This is a genomic window from Cronobacter sp. HA18003, assembly GCF_011605905.1.
In the GTDB taxonomy this organism is placed as follows: domain Bacteria; phylum Pseudomonadota; class Gammaproteobacteria; order Enterobacterales; family Enterobacteriaceae; genus Cronobacter; species Cronobacter sakazakii.
Window position 1 is genome coordinate 585,813 of record NZ_JAANQO010000021.1, and the last position, 23,633, is coordinate 609,445.

At 58.2% G+C, this 23,633-nt stretch carries 19 protein-coding genes and 1 riboswitch; of the genes, 7 read left to right on the forward strand and 12 right to left on the reverse strand.

Going from position 1 to position 23,633, the window contains the following annotated elements:
* The first annotated feature begins 5 nt into the window (after positions 1–5).
* Positions 6–2,432, forward strand: coding sequence for a glycerol-3-phosphate 1-O-acyltransferase PlsB (gene plsB / locus G6041_RS13915; RefSeq protein ID WP_041460351.1), 2,427 nt, complete (start codon positions 6–8; stop codon positions 2,430–2,432).
* Between the two features lie 281 nt (positions 2,433–2,713).
* Here the strand turns inward: plsB and ubiA are convergent, their stop codons facing one another.
* From ubiA to malK, 5 genes are all read right to left on the reverse strand, one after another.
* The gene (gene ubiA / locus G6041_RS13920) at positions 2,714–3,586 is read right to left on the reverse strand and encodes a 4-hydroxybenzoate octaprenyltransferase (RefSeq protein ID WP_007778572.1); all 873 of its coding nucleotides are present in this window, start codon (positions 3,584–3,586) and stop codon (positions 2,714–2,716) included.
* On the reverse strand, positions 3,586–4,095 hold the full coding sequence (gene ubiC / locus G6041_RS13925; protein WP_004388585.1) for a chorismate lyase: 510 nt from the start codon (positions 4,093–4,095) through the stop codon (positions 3,586–3,588). Before ubiC ends, ubiA begins: the two co-directional genes overlap by 1 nt.
* 182 nt (positions 4,096–4,277) lie before the next feature.
* A complete protein-coding gene (malM, locus tag G6041_RS13930; RefSeq protein ID WP_041460350.1) occupies positions 4,278–5,225 on the reverse strand; it encodes a maltose operon protein MalM in 948 nt (315 codons plus the stop codon).
* 117 nt (positions 5,226–5,342) lie between these two features.
* Positions 5,343–6,689 carry a maltoporin gene (locus G6041_RS13935; protein WP_007888874.1) on the reverse strand — a complete coding sequence of 449 codons (1,347 nt, stop codon included), beginning with the start codon at positions 6,687–6,689 and terminating at the stop codon, positions 5,343–5,345.
* A gap of 43 nt (positions 6,690–6,732) precedes the next feature.
* On the reverse strand, positions 6,733–7,842 hold the full coding sequence (gene malK, locus G6041_RS13940) for a maltose/maltodextrin ABC transporter ATP-binding protein MalK (protein WP_012123615.1): 1,110 nt from the start codon (positions 7,840–7,842) through the stop codon (positions 6,733–6,735).
* Positions 7,843–8,211: 369 nt separating this feature from the next.
* Between malK and malE the strand changes: the two genes are divergently transcribed.
* From malE to G6041_RS13965, 5 genes are all read left to right on the forward strand, one after another.
* Positions 8,212–9,402, forward strand: a complete 1,191-nt coding sequence (malE, locus tag G6041_RS13945) for a maltose/maltodextrin ABC transporter substrate-binding protein MalE (protein ID WP_004387535.1) — start codon at positions 8,212–8,214, stop codon at positions 9,400–9,402.
* Positions 9,403–9,667: 265 nt separating this feature from the next.
* Positions 9,668–11,212, forward strand: a complete 1,545-nt coding sequence (malF, locus tag G6041_RS13950) for a maltose ABC transporter permease MalF (RefSeq protein WP_012123613.1) — start codon at positions 9,668–9,670, stop codon at positions 11,210–11,212.
* Positions 11,213–11,223: 11 nt separating this feature from the next.
* Positions 11,224–12,114: a maltose ABC transporter permease MalG gene (gene malG, locus G6041_RS13955; protein ID WP_004387533.1), complete on the forward strand. Its 891-nt coding sequence runs from the start codon at positions 11,224–11,226 to the stop codon at positions 12,112–12,114.
* A gap of 207 nt (positions 12,115–12,321) precedes the next feature.
* The gene (locus tag G6041_RS13960; RefSeq protein WP_012123612.1) at positions 12,322–12,963 is read left to right on the forward strand and encodes a hypothetical protein; all 642 of its coding nucleotides are present in this window, start codon (positions 12,322–12,324) and stop codon (positions 12,961–12,963) included.
* Complete coding sequence (locus G6041_RS13965; RefSeq protein ID WP_012123611.1) at positions 12,963–13,430, forward strand: acyltransferase; 468 nt, start codon at positions 12,963–12,965, stop codon at positions 13,428–13,430. Before G6041_RS13960 ends, G6041_RS13965 begins: the two co-directional genes overlap by 1 nt.
* 249 nt (positions 13,431–13,679) lie before the next feature.
* Here G6041_RS13965 and G6041_RS13970 read toward each other — a convergent pair whose 3' ends face one another.
* From G6041_RS13970 to pgi, 5 genes are all read right to left on the reverse strand, one after another.
* Positions 13,680–15,776, reverse strand: a complete 2,097-nt coding sequence (locus G6041_RS13970) for a YjbH domain-containing protein (protein WP_004387528.1) — start codon at positions 15,774–15,776, stop codon at positions 13,680–13,682.
* Positions 15,776–16,510 carry a capsule biosynthesis GfcC D2 domain-containing protein gene (locus G6041_RS13975; RefSeq protein WP_007871426.1) on the reverse strand — a complete coding sequence of 245 codons (735 nt, stop codon included), beginning with the start codon at positions 16,508–16,510 and terminating at the stop codon, positions 15,776–15,778. Before G6041_RS13975 ends, G6041_RS13970 begins: the two co-directional genes overlap by 1 nt.
* Positions 16,510–17,145, reverse strand: a complete 636-nt coding sequence (locus G6041_RS13980; protein ID WP_041460349.1) for a YjbF family lipoprotein — start codon at positions 17,143–17,145, stop codon at positions 16,510–16,512. The genes G6041_RS13975 and G6041_RS13980 overlap by 1 nt, the downstream gene beginning before the upstream one ends.
* A 68-nt stretch (positions 17,146–17,213) precedes the next feature.
* Positions 17,214–17,462: an exopolysaccharide production protein YjbE gene (gene yjbE, locus G6041_RS13985; RefSeq protein ID WP_004387525.1), complete on the reverse strand. Its 249-nt coding sequence runs from the start codon at positions 17,460–17,462 to the stop codon at positions 17,214–17,216.
* 381 nt (positions 17,463–17,843) lie between these two features.
* Positions 17,844–19,493 carry a glucose-6-phosphate isomerase gene (gene pgi, locus G6041_RS13990; RefSeq protein WP_004387524.1) on the reverse strand — a complete coding sequence of 550 codons (1,650 nt, stop codon included), beginning with the start codon at positions 19,491–19,493 and terminating at the stop codon, positions 17,844–17,846.
* 428 nt (positions 19,494–19,921) lie between these two features.
* Positions 19,922–20,115: riboswitch (Lysine riboswitch) on the forward strand.
* A gap of 113 nt (positions 20,116–20,228) precedes the next feature.
* Here pgi and lysC point away from each other — a divergent pair.
* Positions 20,229–21,581 carry a lysine-sensitive aspartokinase 3 gene (gene lysC, locus G6041_RS13995; RefSeq protein ID WP_012123606.1) on the forward strand — a complete coding sequence of 451 codons (1,353 nt, stop codon included), beginning with the start codon at positions 20,229–20,231 and terminating at the stop codon, positions 21,579–21,581.
* Positions 21,582–21,604: 23 nt separating this feature from the next.
* On the opposite strand, the gene G6041_RS14000 is transcribed toward lysC, so the two are convergent.
* Together G6041_RS14000 and G6041_RS14005 are read right to left on the reverse strand one after the other, a co-directional pair.
* Complete coding sequence (locus tag G6041_RS14000) at positions 21,605–22,390, reverse strand: nucleotidyltransferase domain-containing protein (protein ID WP_041460348.1); 786 nt, start codon at positions 22,388–22,390, stop codon at positions 21,605–21,607.
* A 16-nt stretch (positions 22,391–22,406) separates the two neighbouring features.
* A complete protein-coding gene (locus G6041_RS14005) occupies positions 22,407–23,633 on the reverse strand; it encodes an RtcB family protein (protein WP_012123604.1) in 1,227 nt (408 codons plus the stop codon).

Here is a 23,633-nt window from a genome sequence, read left to right on the forward strand (position 1 = left end):
CGTTTATGTCCGGTTGGCCACGAATTTACTACAAATTACTTAATTTACCATTAAGCGTGCTGGTAAAAAGCAAGTCCATCCCGGCGGCGCCCTGCCCCGAACTTGGGCTGGATACGTCACGCCCTATCATGTATGTGTTGCCGTATAACTCGAAGGCGGATCTCCTGACGCTACGGGCGCAGTGCCTGGAGCACGATCTGCCCGATCCGCTGGATCCGCTGGTCATCGACGGCACCGAACTGCCGCGCTATGTGTTTATCCATGGCGGCCCCCGCGTGTTCACTTACTACACGCCGAAAGAAGAATCGATCAAACTCTTCCACAACTATCTCGATCTGCACCGCAGCAACCCGGATCTCGATGTCCAGATGGTACCGGTGTCAGTTATGTTTGGCCGCTCGCCTGGGCGCGAAAAAGGCGAGGAAAACCCGCCGCTGCGCATGCTGAACGGCATTCAGAAATTCTTCGCGGTCTCGTGGCTTGGCCGCGACAGCTTTGTGCGCTTCTCACCGCCCGTATCGCTGCGCCGTATGGCAACCGAGCACGGCACCGACAAACGTATCGCTCAGAAACTGGCCCGTGTGGCGCGCATGCACTTCGCCCGCCAGCGCCTCGCCGCCGTCGGCCCGCGCCTGCCTGCGCGCCAGGATCTCTTTAACAAACTACTCTCGTCAAAAGCGATTGCCCGCGCCGTCGAAGACGAGGCGCGCACTAAAAAAATCTCGCACGAGAAAGCCCAGCAGAATGCTGTCGCGTTGATGGAAGAGATCGCCGCCGACTTCTCCTACGAGGCGATTCGCATTACCGATCGCGTGCTTGGTTTCACCTGGAACCGCCTCTACCAGGGCATTAACGTGCATAACGCCGAGCGTGTGCGCCAGCTTGCCCACGACGGCCACGAAATTGTCTATGTGCCCTGCCACCGCAGCCATATGGACTATCTGCTACTCTCGTATGTGCTCTATCATCAGGGGCTTGTGCCACCGCATATCGCCGCGGGCATCAACCTGAACTTCTGGCCCGCCGGGCCGATTTTCCGCCGCCTGGGCGCGTTCTTTATCCGCCGCACCTTTAAGGGTAATAAGCTTTATTCGACGGTGTTTCGCGAATATCTCGGCGAGCTTTTCAGCCGCGGCTATTCGGTGGAATATTTCGTTGAAGGCGGGCGTTCACGTACTGGTCGTCTGCTTGACCCGAAAACCGGCACGCTCTCCATGACCATTCAGGCCATGCTGCGCGGCGGCACCCGCCCGATTACGCTGGTGCCGATTTACATTGGCTATGAGCATGTGATGGAAGTGGGCACGTATGCCAAAGAGCTGCGCGGTGCCACCAAAGAGAAAGAGAGCCTACTGCAGATGCTGCGCGGCTTAAGCAAGCTGCGTAACCTCGGTCAGGGTTATGTGAACTTCGGCGAGCCGCTGCCGCTCATCACCTTCCTGAACCAGCACGTGCCGGAATGGCGTGATGCTATCGATCCTATCGAAGCGGTACGCCCGGCGTGGCTGACGCCAACGGTGAACGAGATTGCCGCTCAGTTGATGGTGCGTATCAACAACGCGGGCGCGGCTAACGCTATGAACCTGTGTTGCACCGCGCTGCTGGCCTCGCGCCAGCGTTCGTTAACGCGCGAGCAGCTTACCGAGCAGCTCGACTGCTACCTGAATCTCCTGCGTAATGTGCCTTACGCCGCAGATGCCACGGTGCCGGATGCCACGGCGACGCAGCTTATTGAGCACGCGTTGCAGATGAATAAGTTTGAAGTCGAGAAGGACACCATCGGCGACATCATCGTGCTGCCGCGCGAACAAGCGGTGCTGATGACTTACTACCGCAATAACATCATGCATATGCTGGTGCTGCCGTCGCTTATCGCCGCTATCGTCACCCAGCATCGTCGCATCAGCCGCGAGGCGGTGCAGCAGCAGGTGGAACTGTTATTCCCGATGCTGAAGACGGAGCTGTTCCTGCGCTGGGAAAAAGAAGAAGTGTCGGCGGTCGTCGACGCGCTGGTTAACGAGCTGGCGCAGCAGGGGCTTATTCTTGCTGATGACGAATGGCTTCAGGTGAACCCGGCGCGCTCCCGTACGCTGCAATTGCTCGCCGCTGGCGTGCGCGAAACGCTGCAACGCTACGCGATTACCTTCTGGCTGCTGAGCGCGAATCCGTCCATCAACCGCGGTACGCTTGAGAAAGAGAGCCGCACGGTGGCGCAGCGTCTTTCCGTACTGCACGGCATTAACGCGCCGGAGTTCTTCGATAAAGCGGTGTTCTCAACGCTGGTGCTGACGCTGCGTGATGAAGGCTACATCAGCGATACCGGCGATGCCGAACCGGCGGAAACCATGAAGGTTTACCAGATGCTGGCAGAGCTGATGACCTCCGATGTGAGGCTGACTATCGAGAGCGCGGCGGCACAAGCGGGCGCGTGATTGAGTCTGGCGACAGACAGTAAAAAGGCGGGGAAACCCGCCTTTTTTATTGGCGAAAAACAGGGGTAATGGCTGATAACAATGCGAGTGGTGGGTGCGCTGCGCTTACCCACCCTACAACATTAGCCCGGCAGACATGCCTTTAACGCGATGGGTGCGCTGTGCTTACCCACTTTACTCATAACCTTGATCGCCGAAAAAATGTAGGGCGGGTAAGCGTCAGCGCACCCGCCGTCACTCCACCACCGCTAATAACAAAAAAGCGGGTTTCCCCGCTTTTATCAGAACTTCAGATAACTTAGCGCCAGGCCGATAAACACCAGCAGCCCGACATAGTTATTATTCAAAAACGCGCGGAAACAGGCGTCGCGATCGCGCCCGGCGATGATTTTTTGCTGCCAGATAAACAGCGCACCCGCGCCTGCAAGACCGGCATAGTAAAACGCCCCCAGACCGTTCAGCCAGCCGACTGTGCCAAGCAGCGCCAGCACGGCTATCTGCAGCAGTCCGATTATCAGCTTGTCGTGGCGTCCGAACAGGATGGCTGTCGACTTCACGCCGATTTTCACATCGTCGTCACGATCGACCATTGCATATTCCGTGTCGTACGCCACCGCCCAGCAGATATTGGCGAAAAACATCAGCCAGCAGCTTAACGGCAGCGACTCGCTCACCGCGCAAAACGCCATGGGAATCGACCAGCCAAACGCCGCGCCCAGCACCACCTGTGGCAGATGGGTATAGCGCTTCATAAACGGATACATCCAGGCCAGCGCCAGCGCCGCCACCGAGAGCAGAATGGTTTTCACATTCAGCGTCAGCACCAGCAAAAACGACAGCAGCACCAGGATGACGAACAGGTTTCGCGCCTCTTTTTCGGTCACGTCACCGCTTGGCAGAGGCCGGTGCGCGGTGCGCTTCACGTGCCCGTCAAATTTGCGGTCGGCATAATCATTCACCACGCAGCCTGCGGCGCGCATCAGCCAGACGCCTGCCACAAACACCGCGAGTATCCACAGCGGCGGCACGCCGGGCGATGCCACCCAGAGCGCCCACAGCGTCGGCCAGAGCAGCAGTAACGCGCCGATCGGCTTATCGGTGCGCATCAGGCGGTGATAGGCGAGCAGCTTATTCTGCGTCAGGCTCCACTCCATTATTTTTCCTCTCCGTACAAAGGTGATGCAGGTAAAAACAGTTCAGTCAGCAGCAGCGGTTTGCCGGAAAGCCTCAGCAGAGAGCGGCGTCCCCAGAGTTCGTCGCTGCGGCCCGGCTGGATAAAATCACGCGTGAGGGTGGATGAGGTAAACAGATAACGGCCCAGCGGCGTGGTACCGAGCTGCTGCAACGCCAGCTCCGGCCCACAAAGTGTAGACTCCGGCACCAACGTGCGCCCGACCAGCCAGGGTACGCCGTCGCCGCACAGCAGGATTTCGCGCAGCCAGTAGCGCGGCTCATCAGGCAAAAACTCGCCCTCTTCCTCCAGCGCCTCGGGGCCGACAAAGCCCTCAAACAGCATGTCGACCGTCACGCGCTCGCAAAAGCCTTCGAAACGGCGGGTCATGGAATCTTCCAGCATCAGCCAGTCGAGCAGCGAACTATCAAGCGTGCTGATATCGTCAAAAAAGGACAACGCGCGCAGTTGTCTCAGCGCGGGATGGGACATGCGTGACTCTCCGGGGCCAAAAGTGGACGTATTGTAACGCAGAACCAGCAAAACGGGGGCGGGGAAACAAGGAGTACGAACAAAAGCGCAACATGGGTGCAACAGGACGGCATGCTGCGCCAGGAAAAAAGGTGCGCGCAAGCGCACCAGGTGTTGCAAACATCAGCAGCGTGGGGAGACTGTCACCCCTTGCCTTTTACGCTGCTGATAAAAGTCTTACGTGCCGTGGTGGAGCCGAGACGCTCCGCTTCATCCAACAGTTTCAGCGCTTTATCGACATCGCCTTTCGCGACCGCCTCTTTAATGGCGCGGTTGAAATAGGCTTCGGTGTCGTTAAGTACCGGCTCGCGCTTCGCGGCAGGAGCGGGCGCAGCCGCCGGTGCGGCAGGCGCTGGCGCGGTATAGGCCGTAGCTGGTGCTGCGGTGTTGCCGACCGTCACAGACGACGGGCCGGAAGAACCAAACAGCGGGCCGACCAGAACGCTGGAGGAGGAGTTCGTGCTTACTTTCAGTTTAAGCTTGCCGTCAGGCGTGTGGCGCGCCACCGGATCGGCGATATCTGGCACAGCGTTACCCACGCCTTTGGCGTACGCCTTCGCCGGGTTGGTCATGGTGGTGGTCTTCTGCAGATCCTGCGGCGTGGTGAAAACCAGCAGGTACAGTTTCTGCTGCCCCAGCGCAGGGGTCAGCTTGATAACCCCTTCGAGGCGGTCTTCAGAGACCACGCCCGGTTCCTGATAAGTAAAGTAATTGCTCGGGAAGTACGCGGCTGGCGTTAAGTTTTGATCCAGCACCAGCACGTTCGGGGCATAAATACCGGTCTGTTTGTTCGCAAGGCTGGTGAGCGTAATGGTCAGTTCGCCGATATTGGCCGGCACACTATACGCGGCGACTTTACCGCTAATGCCCGGTACGTTGAGGGTTTGCCCCACGGCGGCAAGATCGGTGGTCTGGGTTTGCGACTGCGCGACGGGCGTCCAGGTCAGGCGCTGTAATTCACCGGCCGGAATGGATGGTGCCGCGGCGGTATTCTGCGGCACGATATTCACATCAGCGAAGCTGACGGCGGGCAGGCCTGCGAGCAGCCCTGCGCTTAAGCATAATGCGACGAGACGTTTTTTCATTTTTATTACCTCGGGTGGAGAGGGAAACGGTAGCCAGGCAATAGCGCGCTTCCCGCAAATCTGTACTTTTCAATGAGGGTTAAGAGGGGCTTTCGCCCCTCTTGTTACAACACTAACGCGTGATTACCACCAGATTTCCATCTGGGCACCGAAGGTCCACTCATCATTGTCGCCACGGCCGAAGCTGCCGCCGTTAAAGCCATCTTTAACGGCGTAGCCATAGTTGGCGTTGTTGCTCGGGTTACCCGTTTTGTCATAACCCCATTTTTCATCCCACTTGGCGTAGGTTGCGAAGACGCGCAGCGCCGGGCGAGACCAGATGCTGTCGCCTGCCTGCCACTGTTGCGCCAGGGTGATTTTGTACTGGTTGTTGGTTTCGTCAGTACGCTGGGATTTCACGTTGTCATAGCCAACTTCCAGCAGGGTGCTCATGATAGGCGTCCATTTGAACATCGGGCGTACACCCACGGTCCACCAGCGGGTGCCGTTGTTGTTATCCCAGTCGATGTCCTGATACATACCGACATACATCATGTCCCAGCGATCGCCCATAGAAATTGAGCCGTGATCGATTAAACGCAGCATGTGGCCGTTGTTGTTCTGAGCATACGCAAACTTAGGATCGGTATCGCTGATGCCAATGCCAGAGCCCTGAGACAGCCCTTTGCCCTGAGAGGTCAGCGCATCTGTCGCATACTGAACCACAAATTTGTTGAAGCCAGTACCGATGGTCTGAACGTGCTCAGCGGTGAACATCCAGCCGTCTTTGGTCGCATCGTCAGCCAGATAGTAGTCGTCACGCGCGTTGGCACGGCCATAGTCCACACCCAGCTCCAGCGTGCCGCCCGGGTTCACTTCCAGGCTGCCTAAACGTACGTCAAAGACGTCGTTAGCCGTGCTCTTGTTGTAATCATAAATGCTGTCGCTCTGGAAAGTCGCAGAACCGCCAGCTTCAGAGGAACGGGTTGCCGCAACAGAGAGCTTACCAAAGCCCAGATCGACGTTTTCAATACCTGCGCCCGGGCCGGAAATATCCCAGTAGTAGAAGTCGATCATGTGAACGTCGTGACGCTGATAGAAGCGTTTACCGGCCCAGATGGTTGAACCCGGCAGTGCGTCAATCAGGTTTTTACCCTGAACGTTAGCTTCACGGAACGCCGGGCTGGTGGCTTCCCAGTCATTTTGCTGAGCAACGGAGTACGCTACGTTAGTATCGAAGTAGAAGCTCTTATCGCCCTCTTTCCATACTTCCTGGCCTAATTTAAGTTCCGCATAGGTTTCACATTCGTTACCCAGACGGTATTTAGCGCCGGCACCGGTCGCCTGGAAGCACTGCTGTTCGCCGCCACTGCCGGTCCAGCCGATGCCGGAACGGGCATAACCTTTGAAGTCCACAGCCGAGGCCTGAGCGGCGAAAATGCCCGCCATCACGGCCACAGCCAGAGGGAGTTTACGCAGAGTTATCATCATTCTATCTCCTGAGATCATTGCTTTTCTTTGTAAGCGGGGGCGCTTAAACGCCCGGCTCTTTATGCAACCGACGACAGGCGGTGCCATCTTCCCGAAAAAGATGACAACGCTCCGGCGGCAAGCCGATAGCGAATGTGGCGCCCTCTTCTACCAGCACGACGTCATTCTGGCGGTAGACCAGGTTCTGACGCAGCGCAGGGATTTGGATATGAATCTGAGTTTCATGACCTAACTGTTCGACCACCTGCACCTCGCCTTCCAGCGTCACATCGGCGATATCACTCGGCAGGAGGTGTTCGGGGCGAATGCCAAGAGAAATATTGGCACCCACCTGAACATGGGTACTTTCCACCGGCAGCCAGACCAGCTGGCGGTTCGGCAGCTCCACCTGCACCTGATCGATAGCGGTGGCGGTGACTTTCACCGGCAGGAAGTTCATTTTCGGCGAGCCGATAAAGCCCGCGACGAAGCGATCTGCCGGGTAGTGATAAAGCTCCAGCGGCTTGCCCACCTGGGCGACGCGGCCTGCGTCCAGCACCACGATTTTGTCGGCGAGCGTCATCGCTTCGACCTGATCGTGGGTGACATAAATCATGGTGCGCTTAAGGCGCTTGTGAAGACGGGAGATCTCAATACGCATCTGCACGCGTAGCGCGGCGTCGAGGTTTGAGAGCGGCTCATCGAGCAGGAATACGGAAGGCTCCGCCACCAGCGTACGGCCAATCGCCACACGCTGACGCTGACCGCCGGAGAGCGCTTTCGGACGACGATCCAGCAGGTGCGCCAGTTGCAGCACTTCCGCCACCTGAGTGACGCGCTGGTTGATGGTCTCTTTGCGAGCGCCTGCCAGCTTCAGGCCGAAAGACATGTTTTCAGCCACGGACAGATGCGGATAGAGCGCGTAAGACTGAAACACCATCCCCACGCCGCGCTCGGCGGGCGGCACGTCGTTCATACGCTTGCCGCCGATATGCAAATCGCCGCTGGTGATGGTCTCAAGCCCGGCAATCATACGCAGCAGCGTGGATTTTCCGCAGCCCGACGGCCCGACAAATACGACAAACTCGCCTTCGGTGATATCGAGATTGATATCCTTTGATACCACCACATCGCCCCAGGCTTTTGTTACGTTGCGAAGCTGAACGCCTGCCATTCCCTTCTCCCTTGTCTACTTCACCCGCTTGCCGCGGGAAAAACACGTTGACGGCACTATGCGCCTTACGCGAGGGCGAGCCATCCTCCACCCCCGCCTTTTTTATGGGGGAGGAGACGGGAGGATGAGGGGTTGTCAGCCGTCCTGCGGCCGGGCGGCTCGCGGCGATTTTCGTGATGTAACCGGCAAAAAACGCAGCGGTTTTCTGTGCGCGAGGCCACAGAAAATCCACTTATGTTATGCAGATCACACTACGAGGCGGTGGGGCGTAGAGGAAAGGAGGATGAGAAGCGCTTGTCAGATGCCCAGACTGTTACACGTAAAGCCAACACGTGTATCCACGCGCAAACCACTAAAAGGATAGGAGTTATGAAAATTAAAAGCGGCGTACGCCTCCTCGCCCTCTCAGCGCTGACGACGGCGCTCTTTTCTGCCTCTGCTCTGGCCAAGATCGAAGAAGGTAAGCTGGTTATCTGGATCAACGGCGACAAAGGCTATAACGGCCTGGCCGAAGTGGGTAAGAAGTTTGAACAAGACACCGGCATCAAAGTGACCGTTGAGCACCCGGATAAACTCGAAGAGAAATATCCGCAGGTGGCCGCGACCGGCGACGGTCCGGACATTATTTTCTGGGCGCACGACCGTTTTGGCGGCTACGCGCAGTCTGGCCTGCTGGCGGAAATCACGCCGGAGAAAGCGTTCCAGGACAAGCTCTACCCGTTCACGTGGGATGCGGTGCGCTATAACGGCAAAATCATTGCCTACCCGGTTGCCGTGGAATCGCTGTCGCTGATTTACAACAAAGACCTGGTACCGAACCCGCCGAAAACCTGGGAAGAGATCCCGAAACTCGATAAAGAACTGAAGGCGAAAGGCAAGAGCGCGCTGATGTTCAACCTGCAGGAGCCGTACTTCACGTGGCCGATCATCGCGGCGGACGGCGGTTACGCGTTTAAGTTTGAAAACGGCAAGTATGACGTGAAAAACGTCGGCGTGGATACCGCGGGCGCGAAAGCGGGCCTGAACTTCCTGGTTCAGCTTATCAAAGATAAACACATGAACGCCGACACCGATTATTCCATCGCGGAAGCGGCGTTTAACAAAGGCGAAACCGCCATGACCATCAACGGTCCGTGGGCGTGGGCCAACATCGACAAGAGCAAAGTCAATTACGGCGTGGCGCAGCTGCCAACCTTCAAAGGCAAGCCGTCTAAACCGTTCGTGGGCGTGCTGAGCGCAGGTATCAACGCCGCCAGCCCGAACAAAGAGCTGGCGAAAGAGTTCCTGGAAAACTACCTGCTGACCGACCAGGGTCTGGAAGCGGTAAATAAAGACAAGCCGCTGGGCGCCGTCGCGCTGAAATCTTACCAGGAGAAACTGGAGAAAGATCCGCGCATCGCCGCCACCATGGCGAACGCGAAAACCGGTGAAATTATGCCTAACGTGCCGCAAATGTCCGCATTCTGGTATGCCGTACGTACCGCCGTCATCAACGCCGTAACCGGTCGTCAGACCGTGGACGCCGCGCTGAAAGACGCGCAGGGCCGTATCGCGAAGTAACCGTTGTTAATGGCGGGTGCGCTTCGCTTACCCGCCCTACAACACCATTCTCAGAAATTTACGGTGGGTAAGCGCAGCGCACCCGCAAACACTAGGTAGGGTGGGTAAGCGACGCGCACCCACAAACACCATGTTGGGTGGGTAAGCGACGCGCCCCCACAAAAAAAAGCAGGTGGGTTAGCGCAGCGCGCCCACCACACCCTGTAAAGAGTTACACCGTGGCACGGCCACACCTACGTTTTCATCGTTGTTGAGGATTATCCCCATGGATGTCATTAAAAAGAAACACTGGTGGCAAAGCGACGCGCTGAAATGGTCGGCGATTGGTCTGCTGGGCTTACTGGTGGGTTACCTTGTCGTTTTAATGTACGCACAGGGGGAATACCTGTTCGCCATCATGACGCTGATTTTAAGCTCAATTGGCCTCTACATCTTCGCGAATCGCCGCGCCTACGCGTGGCGTTATGTTTATCCGGGCCTCGCGGGCATGGGGCTGTTCGTGCTCTTTCCGCTCGCCTGCACCATCGCCATCGCCTTTACCAACTACAGCAGCACCAACCAGCTCACGCAGGAGCGCGCGCGTGAAGTGCTGATGGATCGTAAATATCAGGCGGGCGAAAGCTATACCTTTGGCCTGTATCCCGCAGGCGATCAGTGGCGTCTCGCCCTCTCGGACGGTGCCAGCGGCAACTATTATGTCTCTGAACCGTTTAAATTTGGCGGCGAGCAGACGCTGAAGCTCACAACCGCCCCAGCCCTGCCAGAAGGCGAACGCGCCAGCCTGCGCGTCATCACGCAAAATCGTCAGGCACTGAACCAGCTCACCGCTGAGCTGCCGGACAAAAGCCAGCTCGTTATGAGCTCGCTGCGCCAGTTCTCCGGCACCCGTCCGCTCTATACGCTCGCCGATGACGGCACGCTCACTAACAACCAGAGCGGCGTGAAATACCGCCCGAATAATGACATCGGCTTTTATCAGGCGGTGAACGCCGACGGCCAGTGGGGCGATGAGAAGCTGAGCCCGGGTTATACCGTGACGATCGGCTGGGATAACTTCCTGCGCGTTTTTGCCGATGAAGGCATCCAGAAACCGTTTATGGCCATCTTCGTCTGGACCGTTGTTTTCGCGGCGCTGACCGTCGTGCTGACGGTAGCGGTCGGCATGGTACTGGCATGCCTGGTGCAGTGGGAATCGCTGAAGGGCAAAGCCATCTACCGCGTGCTGCTCATCCTGCCGTATGCGGTGCCGTCGTTTATTTCCATTCTGATTTTCAAGGGGCTGTTTAACCAGAGCTTTGGTGAAATCAACATGATGCTGAGCGCGCTGTTTGGCATCAAACCGGCGTGGTTTACCGACCCGACTACCGCGCGCACCATGATCATCATTGTTAACACCTGGCTTGGCTACCCGTACATGATGATCCTCTGCATGGGGCTTTTGAAAGCGATCCCGGACGATCTTTATGAGGCTTCCGCGATGGACGGCGCCGGCCCGTTCCAGAACTTCTTTAAAATCACGTTCCCGTTGCTTATCAAACCGCTGACGCCGCTGATGATCGCAAGCTTCGCGTTTAACTTTAATAACTTCGTGCTGATCCTGCTGTTGACCAACGGCGGCCCGGACCGTATCGGCACCACCACGCCTGCGGGCTATACCGACCTGCTGGTGAGCTACACCTGGCGTATCGCCTTTGAAGGCGGCGGCGGTCAGGACTTTGGCCTCGCGGCGGCTATCGCCACGCTTATCTTCCTGCTGGTGGGTGCGCTGGCGGTCGTGAACCTCAAAGCCACGCGCATTAAGTTTGATTAAGGAGATCCCACATGGCTATGGTGCAACCCAAATCGCAAAAGCTGCGTCTGCTGGCAACTCACCTGCTGCTGCTGGCGTTTATCGCCGCCATTATGTTCCCGCTGTTGATGGTCGTGGCGATTTCGCTGCGCCCCGGCAACTTCGCGACCGGTAGCCTCATCCCGGATCAAATCTCCTGGGAGCACTGGCGGCTGGCGCTCGGTTTCAGCGTGGAGCACGCCGACGGCCGCGTCACGCCGCCGCCGTTCCCGGTGCTGCTGTGGCTGTGGAACTCCGTGAAAATCGCGGGTATTACCGCGGCAGGCATCGTGGCACTCTCCACTACCTGCGCCTATGCCTTCGCCCGTATGCGTTTCCCGGGTAAAGGCGCGCTGCTGAAAGGCATGTTGATTTTCCAGATGTTCCCGGCGGTGCTGTCGCTGGTGGCGCTCTACGCCCTGTTTGACCGTCTCGGCCAGTACATTCCGTTTATCGGGCTTAATACGCATGGCGGCGTGATCTTCGCCTATCTGGGCGGCATCGCGCTGCATGTCTGGACGATCAAAGGCTATTTCGAAACCATCGACGGCTCGCTTGAAGAAGCGGCGGCGCTGGATGGCGCGACACCGTGGCAGGCGTTCCGGCTGGTGCTCTTGCCGCTGTCGGTGCCTATTCTTGCGGTGGTCTTTATTCTTTCGTTTATCGGCGCGATTACCGAAGTACCGGTCGCCTCGCTGCTGCTGCGCGATGTCGACAGCTACACCCTGGCGGTCGGCATGCAGCAATATCTCAACCCGCAAAACTACCTGTGGGGCGATTTCGCGGCGGCGGCCGTGCTGTCAGCTATCCCGATTACCGTGGTCTTCCTGCTGGCGCAGCGCTGGCTGGTAAGCGGCCTCACGGCGGGCGGGGTTAAAGGTTAAGTCTCTTCATCGTTATTTTGCCACTGTAGTACCATTGTATCCCTGACTAAGAAGTTGTTTTCGGCGGCCCGCGGGCCGCCTTTTTTTATGGGCGCTCGGGCTGTGGCAAGACTAAAAACGCAGCGAGCGTCTATAGTTAAAGGTTCAGGTTTTGCCCGGCCCGCGAGAGGCTGGCACCGTAACGCTTACTGATAACAGGGAAAGAAGATGAAAATAGCCTGCCTGCATACGGCGCAAAGCAACGTGGCGATTTTTGATGAGGCCGCCCGTGCGCTGGATCTCCCGCAAGACGCCTTAACCCATAAAGTGATGCCGCACCTGCTCGAACAGGCGCAAGCCGCAGGTGGCGTCACGCCTGAGATTGAAAAAGAGACGATAGCGGCGCTCGCGGATCTGCGTACCGACGCCGATGTGGTGCTGCTCACCTGCTCTACGCTCGGCGGTGCCGCCGATTTCCTCGCGCAGGACCCGGGCATTATGCGTGTCGACCGCGCGCTGGCGCAGGCGACGGTGACCGCCGGACAGCCTGTCGTGGTGCTCTGCGCCGCGCCAACCACGCTACACCCGACCGCCGCGCTGTTTCGTGCAACACTCCCGCAGACCACGCCGCTCGGTGTTGAGCTTATTCCCGACGCCTGGGCGCTGTTTGAGAGCGGCCAGCATGACGCCTTTCACCAGCGCGTCGCCGAAGCCGCTCAGCAGGCCTTCGCGCGCGGCGCGGGCTGCGTGGCGCTGGCGCAGGCTTCGATGGCGGGCGCGGAGCGTTATTTCAGCCACCCTAAACTGCTCACCAGCCCGCGCGCCGCGCTGGTGCAGATTGCCGCGCGTATTGCGCGGGAGCGTGCGTGATGACGAATCCCGTGCCGGAATGGCGTGAAGTGGCCGTGCGCGATGTGACCGTCGGGCGCGACGTGGTGATTTATCAGCCTGCCAACGTGTATGGCTGCGAGCTGGGCGACGAGGTGTTTGTCGGCCCGTTTGTGGAGATCCAGCGCCATTCCCGCATCGGTCGCGGTACGCGGGTGCAGTCGCATACGTTTATTTGCGAGTATGTGACCATCGGCGAAGATTGTTTTATCGGCCATGGGGTGATGTTCGCCAACGATATGTTTCGCGACGGCAAGCCGGACCCGGACAGCGAGAATTGGGGGCGGATTGTGATTGGTAATGGGGTGTCGATTGGCAGTAATGCGACCATTCTCGCGGTGTCGATTTGTGACGGGGCGGTGATTGGCGCAGGCAGCGTGGTGACGAGGTCGATTACCGAGAAAGGCGTTTACGCCGGTAACCCGGCGCGGTTGTTGCGGCGATTGTAGTCATTACATTGCGTGGTGTGGCGGGTGCGCTGCGCTTACCCGCCCTACAACCTCTCACCCGCCGTTGAACATGAATCATCTGTAGGGTGGGTAAGCGAAGCGCACCCACCGTTAAACATGAATCACCCGTAGGGTGGGTAAGCGAAGCGCACCCGCCGTTGAACATGGGCCGTCCGTAGGGTGGGTAAGCGAAGCGCACCCACCATCCCACATAACCCCCACCGCTCCGTAACCGGAACCACCGCACGATTACCGGAAATTCAGGCTCTTATCGCTGGTCATGCTATAGAGATCAAACTTACGGCCCAGCATCTGGCCGCCGTCACGGGTGAGCGGCGTCCAGCCGATCGCCGCGCGGCTGCGGGTCGGGCTGGTGGTGAAGAGATCAAACGGCACCGACACATACACGCCCTTGGTGAAATCGCCCTCGCCGTACTCCTCCGGCGACACATTAGTGATAGTCGCGTACGCGCCCACCACAATTCCGCTGTCGAAGTGTTTCGCGACCTCCAGCGTGCCGCCCTTATCGCCTGCCAGATACTGCCCGACGCTCGCTTTAATCAGCACATCCTGCGCAAATGGCGGCGTCCAGTACGCGGTCAGATGACCGGTTTTCACGCTGTAATCGGTGAATTTCATCATATTCTGCGGGCTGGTCCAGTCGCGCTGTTTCACGTAGTTGCCGTTAATACCGAACGCCCAGTTGCTGTCCACCGGACGCCACAGCACTTCCGCGCCCGCGCCGGCATACATGGTTTCCAGATAGCCCGCGTAGATCTGGCCGTAGAAATCGCCGCCCAGATGCTGGAAGTAGTTCGCCTGCAGGTTGTTAACGTAATAGTTGTTCTCCACATATTCACGCACGCGGGTACGCACGCGCGGCAGCGGCGAATTATCTTTCGGGTCGGTGTAGTTGAACTTGTCGTAGTTATTCGCGAGGTTCACAAACACGCTGCCGGACGTCAGCAGGTGGTCGGTCATCCACCAGTCGGCGGTGCCCATCAGGCCCAGCTGGTACATGTAAAAGTTTTCCGGGCCGCCGATGGACTGGTTCAGCACCGGGTTTATCGCGACATTAAAGCGCGATTTCTCGATATACCAGCCCTGTTCCGGGTTCTCGGCAACGACCGGCGTCATGCGCTGCTGTGCGAGCGGCGTCTCATGGCCGAGCGGCTCACCTTCCAGATGACGTTTCAGGCTCGCCACGTCAGTCTCTGTTGTGACCTGCGGCATGTTAAGGCGCGTTTCGGTCACGCGGATACGGTTCACGCCCTGCGGCAGGTCATTCATGATGATGCGGTTGGCGCGCTCGATCCCTTCACGCGAATCACGGTATTTATACTGCTCGCCCGTCACGTAAAGCGTATCGCCCTTCACCTGAATCTGCGGATCGTTAAGCCCGGCGTTGTATTTCAGCGAAGTGAGCTGGTTCGCCACCACGCTGTGCTGCAACACCGCGTCCTGCGGCTGCGGATCATATTCAGGACGACGGTTGTCGGTGTAAGACGGGCGCAGATCGTTAAAGTTGGTGCGCAGCGTGAAGCCGAACATCACGGTGTTGCCGCGCTCGTAGCTCAGGTTAACGTCCGCCCAGTCGGCGACGCGGTAAATCGCGCCCACGTTGAATTTGCTTTTCTGATCGATTTTGCCCGCGAAGTCCTGGGTATAGTTGTTGCCTTCATACTCCAGCTTCAGGCGCAGCGGCTGCCACGGCGTCTGGTATTCGATACCGCCGAAAATCGCCGCCGGGCCGTGGAACATGGTGCTGCCGTCAATGGAGCCCGCGCGCTGATAGCTCGGGTCGCGGTAGCAGAATTTATCGTCGTACTGACAGAGTGGGTTCTTCACGTTGCCGCTCGTACCGAGATAGCCCCAGCCCAGACCGAGCGAGAAATCAAACGGCCCCCAGGCTTTGCTGGCGACCAGATATTCGGCGTCAAACAGCCCCGTACCGCCGATATCGCGCGCGCCCACCGCCACCTGCGGCAGCCAGTAGCCCTCTTCCCACAGGCGCAGCTTGAGATCGAACGCTTTATCTTTATAGGTCTGGTCGCCGGAGAACGCGTCAACGTTAGAGTATTCGCGGGTACGCACGTCGGTGTAGCGCAGCGTGGTTTCCAGCCACGGAAAGAGCTGAATGGACGCGGAGTAGTAACGATACTGATCGTTATCGCGATAGTTCAGGCTCAGCTCGCCCTCGCGCGCCATGCGCGCCGTCGGCGTCTGCATCAGGCCGACGCCGCCGAAATCTGACTGCGAAGGGCCTACCGGTGCCGGATACGTTTCGGCATGACAGGCGGAAGCGACCGCCAGCGCCAGCAGGCTGAAGTAGTAATGTTTTTTCATTAATCCGGTATCCGATGCGTCAGAGAAGAGATGATTTGCTCGTTCAGCCCGTCATACGCTGAGGTAAACGTATGGTCAGCGAAGCCGACATACAGAATGCTGCCGGGCATCGGCTCTACGTGGCGCTTATTCCAGTACGCCACCGGCACCTTTTCCACGCGCCCGGTCGGCTGAATCAGCCACGCGTAGCTGCGCTCGGCACCGCTCAGACGGCTGACGTCGTCCAGGTAATCGGTCACCGGTTTGCCGGGCGTAAACGTTTTTTTGCCCGGCGCGCTGACGAGCCCGACCAGCGTAATGGTGGACGGCTGCGGGCCCACCCACAGCTCGTAATCGCCTTCCAGCGGCGGGTTGTTGTGCGGACGCACCCGCACGCGGTCCGGGTCGAGGATCACTCTCTGACGGCCTGTCACTTTGATGGCCTGTAACTGCTGGCGCACGCGGTTAATCGCCGCGCCGTCATCGCCGCCCTCTTCGGCGGCAAGAGACGCGAGGCGATTTAACAGCACCTGATGCTGCGCCTGCGCCTCAACGCTTGCCTGACGTTCGCTGATAACCGCACCCAGCCACCAGCTGCCGGCTAACTGCGGTTGAGAAACCAGATCGGCGAGATGTTTCGCGCCGGAGACTTTTAGCGGCTGTGCATGGTCCCGATAAACGGTAATGGTGCCGTCGGCGAAAGCGCAAAAGCTGCCGAGGCTAAAAATCAGCGAAGCGATAAGTGTGGTTTTCATTATTTCGCTGCCTTCAACAGAATGGTGGTGATCGGAAAATACCCCGCACCCAGATATTGTTTTGACTGACGAATCTGCCCATCGCTGTCCACCCAGAAGCGGTTGTGCCAGGTGGCGGCTTCTGTGGTCACTTCTTCATCCAGAATGCGCACCGGCGTGATGTCGCTGCCCACTTTCAGGGTATCGGTACCATCCCAGGTAAAGGTGGAGCGGGCGGTGGCGTAACGCACCTGATGGCGTTCCGTCCAGCCCATCGTGCGCGTCCAGCTTGCGCCGTCGATAATCTGATTTGCGTGCGCCAGCGGATCGGCCGCCAGGTTGTTAATGTCTATCAGGTTATCGGCGAGGCTTAAGGTTTTCACGACGCGGCCATGCTGCGTCACGATCGTCGCGCGGTCCTGCGTCACCCATTTTTGCTGGCCGTTTTCAGAAAAAGCGAGCACCACAAAAAGCTGCGGGCCGTTATTCAGCGTCATGTACTGGCTGGCGTAGGGCATGTTCTGGATATCGTCATCCGTGAGCTGCACGCCATCCGGGCCGAAAATACTTTGCCTGAGTGAATTGCCGAGTCCCTTGGTCGTGGTGGAGCAGGCCTGAATCATCAGGCACATCAACACAATCGCGAGTCGCTTCACGATATTTCCCCAAAAAAAGTCAAAATAACCACACCGTAGTGTGGTTATGGTTAAAGCCCCCGAAGGGTTTACTGGGTGGCAGTGCTGGTGGTGGTGGTGGTCGTGGTCCCGGTGTTGGAACCATCGCCGCCGCCGGTGGCGGCAAGCGCCACACCAACAACCGACCCTACAGTGCTTGACGCGGTGGCGCTGGAGCTGCCAACCGACACGGAGGTCGCTGCCGAGCCTGCCGCTTCACCGACGCTAACCGGTGCAGCCTGGGCTGAGACAGCGCCAAGCGCTGCAATGGCGAAAACGCCACTAAGGATTTTCTTCATATCAATTTCCCTTCATTGAATGAATGGAGATTTACCTGAAAAGCTTTTCAGGCGCTTCCGAGTATACACAACAACCCCTGCCGGTTTACGACACAGGGAAATAGGCACAGGGTTTTAGGATAATTAGACAAACAGTGAAGGATGGCGTAATAGATTTTATATAAATCGCCTGTTTTTCAATTTGTTATAATATATCCCTGCAAAATGGAAATCCGGTTTATCTGAAACATTTCAGGCGTGCAGAAGACGGGCACGGCGATTTTCGGATTAACCTCAAGATTAAAGAGTAGCGGGACGCGGGCGAACAACAAGATTTATCTGAGAAAAAAATGCCGGCATATTGCCGGCATCATTACGCTTATTTGACACGCTTATTTAAAATCAACCGCGCCAGGCTTTATAACGGTTAATTAAGCCGTTGGTGGAGCTGTCGTGGCTGGCGATTTCTTTGTTATCACCCAGTTCCGGCAGAATGCGGTTAGCAAGCTGTTTGCCGAGCTCCACGCCCCACTGGTCGAAGGTGAAGATGTTCAGAATGGCGCCCTGGGTGAAGATTTTGTGCTCGTAGAGCGCAATCAGCGCGCCCAGGCTGAACGGAGTGATTTCACGCAGCAGAATAGAGTTGGTCGGGCGGTTGCCTTCAAACACCTTGAACGGCACCACGTTTTCCAGCTGAGCCGGATCTTTGCCCTGGTCGCGGAACTCTTGTTCCACCACGTCGCGGGATTTACCGAACGCCAGCGCTTCGGTCTGGGCGAAGAAGTTCGAGAGCAATTTCTGATGGTGATCAGAGAGCGGGTTATGCGTAATCGCCGGCGCGATGAAATCGCACGGCACCAGTTTAGTGCCCTGGTGGATCAGCTGATAGAACGCGTGCTGGCCGTTAGTGCCCGGCTCACCCCAGATAATCGGGCCGGTCTGGTAATCCACGGCGTTGCCGTTGCGGTCAACGTATTTGCCGTTGGATTCCATATTGCCCTGCTGGAAGTACGCCGCGAAACGGTGCATGTACTGGTCGTACGGCAGAATCGCTTCGGTTTCGGCACCAAAGAAGTTGTTGTACCAGATGCCAATCAGCGCCAGCAGCACCGGCAGGTTTTTCTCAAACGGCGTGGTGGAGAAGTGTTTGTCCATCTCGTGCGCACCGGAGAGCAGCTCGACAAAGTTGTCGTAACCCACGGACAGAATGATGGAGAGGCCAATCGCCGACCACAGGGAGTAACGGCCGCCGACCCAGTCCCAGAACTCAAACATATTGGCGGTATCAATGCCAAATTCGCCGACCGCTTTGGCGTTGGTGGAGAGCGCCGCGAAGTGCTTCGCCACGTGTTTTTCGTCACCGGCGGTTTTCAGGAACCAGTCACGCGCGCTGTGGGCGTTGGTCATGGTTTCCTGGGTGGTGAAGGTTTTAGACGCCACCAGGAACAGGGTGCTTTCCGGGTTCACTTTTTTCAGCACTTCGGCGATGTGGGTGCCGTCGACGTTAGAAACAAAGTGCATGTTGAGGTGGTTTTTGTACGGGCGCAGCGCTTCGGTCACCATGAACGGGCCGAGGTCAGAGCCGCCGATACCGATGTTCACCACGTCAGTGATGGGTTTGCCGGTATAGCCTTTCCATTCGCCGGAGATAATGGCCTCGGAGAATTTTTTCATCTTCTCCAGCACGGCGTTCACTTCCGGCATCACATCTTTGCCGTCTACCAGAATCGGCGTATTGCTGCGGTTGCGCAGTGCGACGTGCAGTACGGCGCGGTCTTCAGTGCGGTTGATCTTCTCGCCGGAGAACATCGATTTAATGGCACCCGCCAGATCGGTCTCTTTTGCCAGATCCAGCAACTTGCTGAGGGTTTCTTCCGTGATGCGGTTTTTGGAGTAGTCCACCAGCATCTGATCGTTGAAGGTGGCGGAGAATTTACCGAAGCGGTCAGCGTCTTTCGCGAAGAGTTCCGCGAGGGTGACCTCTTTCATCGCGTCGAAGTGATTTTGTAGTGCCTGCCAGGCAGAAGTCTGCGTTGGGTTGATGTTTTTCATAGCAATACTCTTGTGATTTGAGAATTGTGACTGCGGTCGATTGTAGCGCCAGTCGCTGAAATTGTGATGATTTTTATCATAAGGCCGGACGCCAGCCTCCCCGGCGACAAGAGAAAAGTATAGTCGTTATAAGTTATTTTCCTGGCAGCCTGCGTAATATGAAAAATCCCCATGACCGTATCGTTGACAATCCCCCGGCCAACCCTTTATTTATGAATAAGTACCGGCCCGACGCGCCCTGCGCACGCCTGGCCTGTTTTTTTCTGCGGCTTTAGTTAGTTGTTTACGCAACCTGAAGCCGCCCGTGTTTTTCAGAGCAGTTCGGGGTGTGGCAAGGCGGTAAGCGCGCGCATCCCCAGGAGCATACAAAAGTATGTGACTGGGGTGAGCAAGCGCAACCAACGCCGCCACAGCCTGAAATATGAAGGAAAACCGGAAGAGGCGCGTCGGCCAGGTAACGTGTGCGAGGAACCCGTCCTACGACCACACGCGAGGGGGAACGACGCCGAGATGGCGCGCTGTCTGGTAAGGCGCGTCATCGGCTGCAGGGGCTGAATCCCCTGGGCTGTCACCCGAAACGACGGCAGTCGAACGTTTCGCAAGGTGGAGCGCTTCTGGGTGTATCGTAACGTTGGTTTTATCCTCCTGCGTCCGCCCCTTTACTGCGCTTTCCTTGTGCCCAGGCTGAACAGATTCCGCCATACATGATGAATGGCGCCCTGACACGAGGTTGTTATGACAGATTCTTTAGTGGTCGCTAAATTTGGCGGCACCAGCGTGGCGGATTTCGACGCCATGAACCGCAGCGCCGATGTCGTCCTGGACGACACTCACGTCCGTCTCGTGGTGCTTTCCGCCTCCGCCGGGATCACCAACCTGCTGGTGGCGCTGGCAGAAGGGCTCGAAGCGACCGAGCGCTATGTAAAGCTCGACGCCATTCGCAAAATTCAGTACGACATTCTGGAGCGCCTGCAAAACCCGACGGTGATCCGCGAAGAGATTGATCGCCTGCTGGAAAACATCGCCACGCTTTCCGAAGCCGCGTCGCTTGCGACCTCCACCGCGCTTACCGATGAGCTGGTCAGCCACGGCGAGCTGATGTCCACCCTGCTGTTTGTCGAGATCCTGCGCGAGCGCGGCGTGGATGCGCTATGGTTTGACGTGCGTAAAGTGATGCGCACCAGCGACCGCTTTGGCCGCGCCGAGCCGGATGTCGCGGCGCTCGCCGAACTCTGCACGCAGCAGCTCGCGCCGCGCCTGGCGGAAGGGCTGGTTATCACCCAGGGGTTTATCGGCAGCGAAGCCAAAGGACGCACCACCACGCTTGGCCGCGGCGGCAGCGACTATACCGCCGCCCTGCTCGCCGAGGCGCTGAAAGCGCGTCGCGTGGATATCTGGACCGACGTGCCGGGCATTTACACCACCGATCCACGCGTGGTGCCCGCCGCGAAACGCATTGATGAAATCGCCTTTGAAGAAGCCGCCGAGATGGCGACATTCGGCGCGAAAGTGCTGCACCCGGCGACGCTGCTGCCCGCCGTGCGCAGCGACATTCCGGTGTTTGTCGGCTCCAGCAAAGACCCTAAAGCAGGCGGCACGCTGGTGTGCAACAAAACCACTAACCCGCCGCTGTTCCGCGCGCTGGCGCTGCGCCGCAAGCAGACGCTGCTGACGCTCCACAGCCTGAACATGCTGCACTCGCGCGGTTTCCTCGCGGAAGTGTTCAGCATCCTGGCGCGGCATAATATTTCGGTCGATCTGATCACCACGTCGGAAGTGAGCGTGGCGCTGACGCTCGACACGACCGGCTCCACGTCAACCGGCGATACGCTGCTGACGCAGGCGCTGCTGACCGAGCTCTCCTCGCTCTGCCGCGTGGAGGTGGAAGAAAACCTGGCGCTGGTGGCGTTGATTGGCAATAACCTCTCCAAAGCCTGCGGCGTCGGCAAAGAGGTGTTTGGCGTGCTGGAGCCGTTTAACATCCGCATGATTTGCTACGGCGCGTCGAGCTATAACCTCTGCTTCCTGGTGCCGGGCAACGACGCCGAACAGGTCGTCCAGAAGCTGCACCACAATCTCTTCGAGTAAGCCAAAAAAATGGCCTGACATTGTCAGGCCATCACCGTTTCATAAAGCAGCTTATCTAACAGACTCGCCTGCGCCTTTTCACTCTGCGGCAGCTCCGGCGGCGTTTCGCCGCGCGCCAGCTCTGCGGCGATAAACGCGTGTATCCGCGGCATCGGTGCGCCGTACTCGGCCTCGCCCGCCCGCTGTTTGGCGGCAAGCAACGTGTCGATTTCCGCCCGCAGCAGCGGATCGTTCACCGTGCCCTCCAGCAGCGTGCGAAAGCGCATCGGCGGCGCGCCCTTACCCGCTTCCACCCAGCGCACCGCCAGCAGCGGGCGCAGCACGTAGAAATATTTCTTCAGCCGCACCGTCTCGCCCTGCAAATAACTGTGAAAGTTTTTGCGGGCCATCGAGTAGTAGTGCCAGCGCGCACGCTCAGCGGAGAACCACTGCGGCACCTGGTCGCGCAGCGCGCCGATGGCGGTCTCATCCTGCCGGTAGACGATGGGAGAGTCGAGCCACTCGATAAGCGTCGGGTTTGCCCGCTTGAGCAGCCCGAGCGCCTTGCGCCACTCCCAGCCGCAGACGTCAAGCGTGTCGTCGATGGGCAGTTCGATGACATCGCGCGGCGCATCGACCCGTAAATACCACTCAGGCGGATGCACATAGAGAAAGCGCACGTCATAGTCGCTGTCCGGCGAGGCAAAACCCCAGCCCCGGCTGCCCGATTCACAGGCGTAAAGCACCTTCACGCCATACTTTGTTTCCACCTCGTTTAACACCTGCCGCACGCGCTCGCGCATAGCGGCATCCACCCCGTTCAGTTCCATCATTTTTCCTTAAAAATTATCCTTTCACGCACACGACCTGACGCAGCGTATGCACAATTTCCACCAGCGACGACTGCGCGGCCATCACGGCGTCGATGTCTTTATACGCCATCGGGATCTCATCAATGACATCGCTGTCTTTACGGCACTCCACGTGCGCCGTGGCGCGGATTTGATCTTCCACCGTGAAGCGTTTTTTCGCCGCGGTACGGCTCATCGCGCGCCCTGCGCCGTGACTGCATGAACAAAAGCTCTCTTCGTTTCCCAGCCCGCGCACGATAAAGCTTTTGGCACCCATAGAGCCCGGAATGATGCCCATCTGGCCTTTTTGCGCCGACACCGCGCCTTTGCGCGTCACCAGGATCTCTTCACCAAAATGCGTCTCTTTCTGCACATAGTTATGGTGGCAGTTCACGGCCTCCTGCTGCGTCATAAACGGCTTCGTGATAATCGAGGAAAGCGCCGCCAGCACGCGGTTCATCATCACTTCGCGGTTCTGGCGCGCGAAATCCTGCGCCCACTCCACCGCCTCGATGTAATCGGCGTAGTGCTTGCTGCCTTCTTCAAAATAGGCGAGATCGCGGTCCGGCAGATTCGCCATATGGCGCTGCATATCTTTCTGCGCAAGCCCGATGAAATGGGTGCCGATGGCGTTACCCACGCCGCGCGATCCGCTGTGCAGCATCACCCACACGCGCTCCTGTTCATCAAGGCAGATCTCGATAAAGTGATTACCCGTTCCGAGCGTTCCCAGATGCTGATGATTGTTAGTCTTCAACAGGTTGGGGTATTTATCCGTCAGGCGTTTAAAGCGCGGCGCAAGCGATGCCCAGTGGTGATCCACATCCTGCGGCGTGTTCGACCACGCGCCTTTATCACGCTGGCCGCGCCCTGTGGTGCGCCCGTGCGGGACGGCCTGTTCGATGGCGCTGCGCAGCCCGCTCAGGTTATCCGGCAGATCGCGCGCCACGAGCGACGTGCGCACCGCGATCATCCCGCAGCCGATATCCACGCCCACCGCCGCTGGGATAATCGCCCCTTTGGTCGGGATCACGCTGCCGATGGTCGAGCCTTTACCCAGATGCACATCCGGCATCACCGCCAGGTGTTTAAAAATAAACGGCATTTTCGCCGTTTTCAGCAGCTGCTCACGCGCTTCCGGCTCTACCGGCACGCCGTGGGTCCACATTTTTACCGGCGCGCCGTTAGCCTGCGCCAGCGTCTGATAGCTATTCTCTTGCAT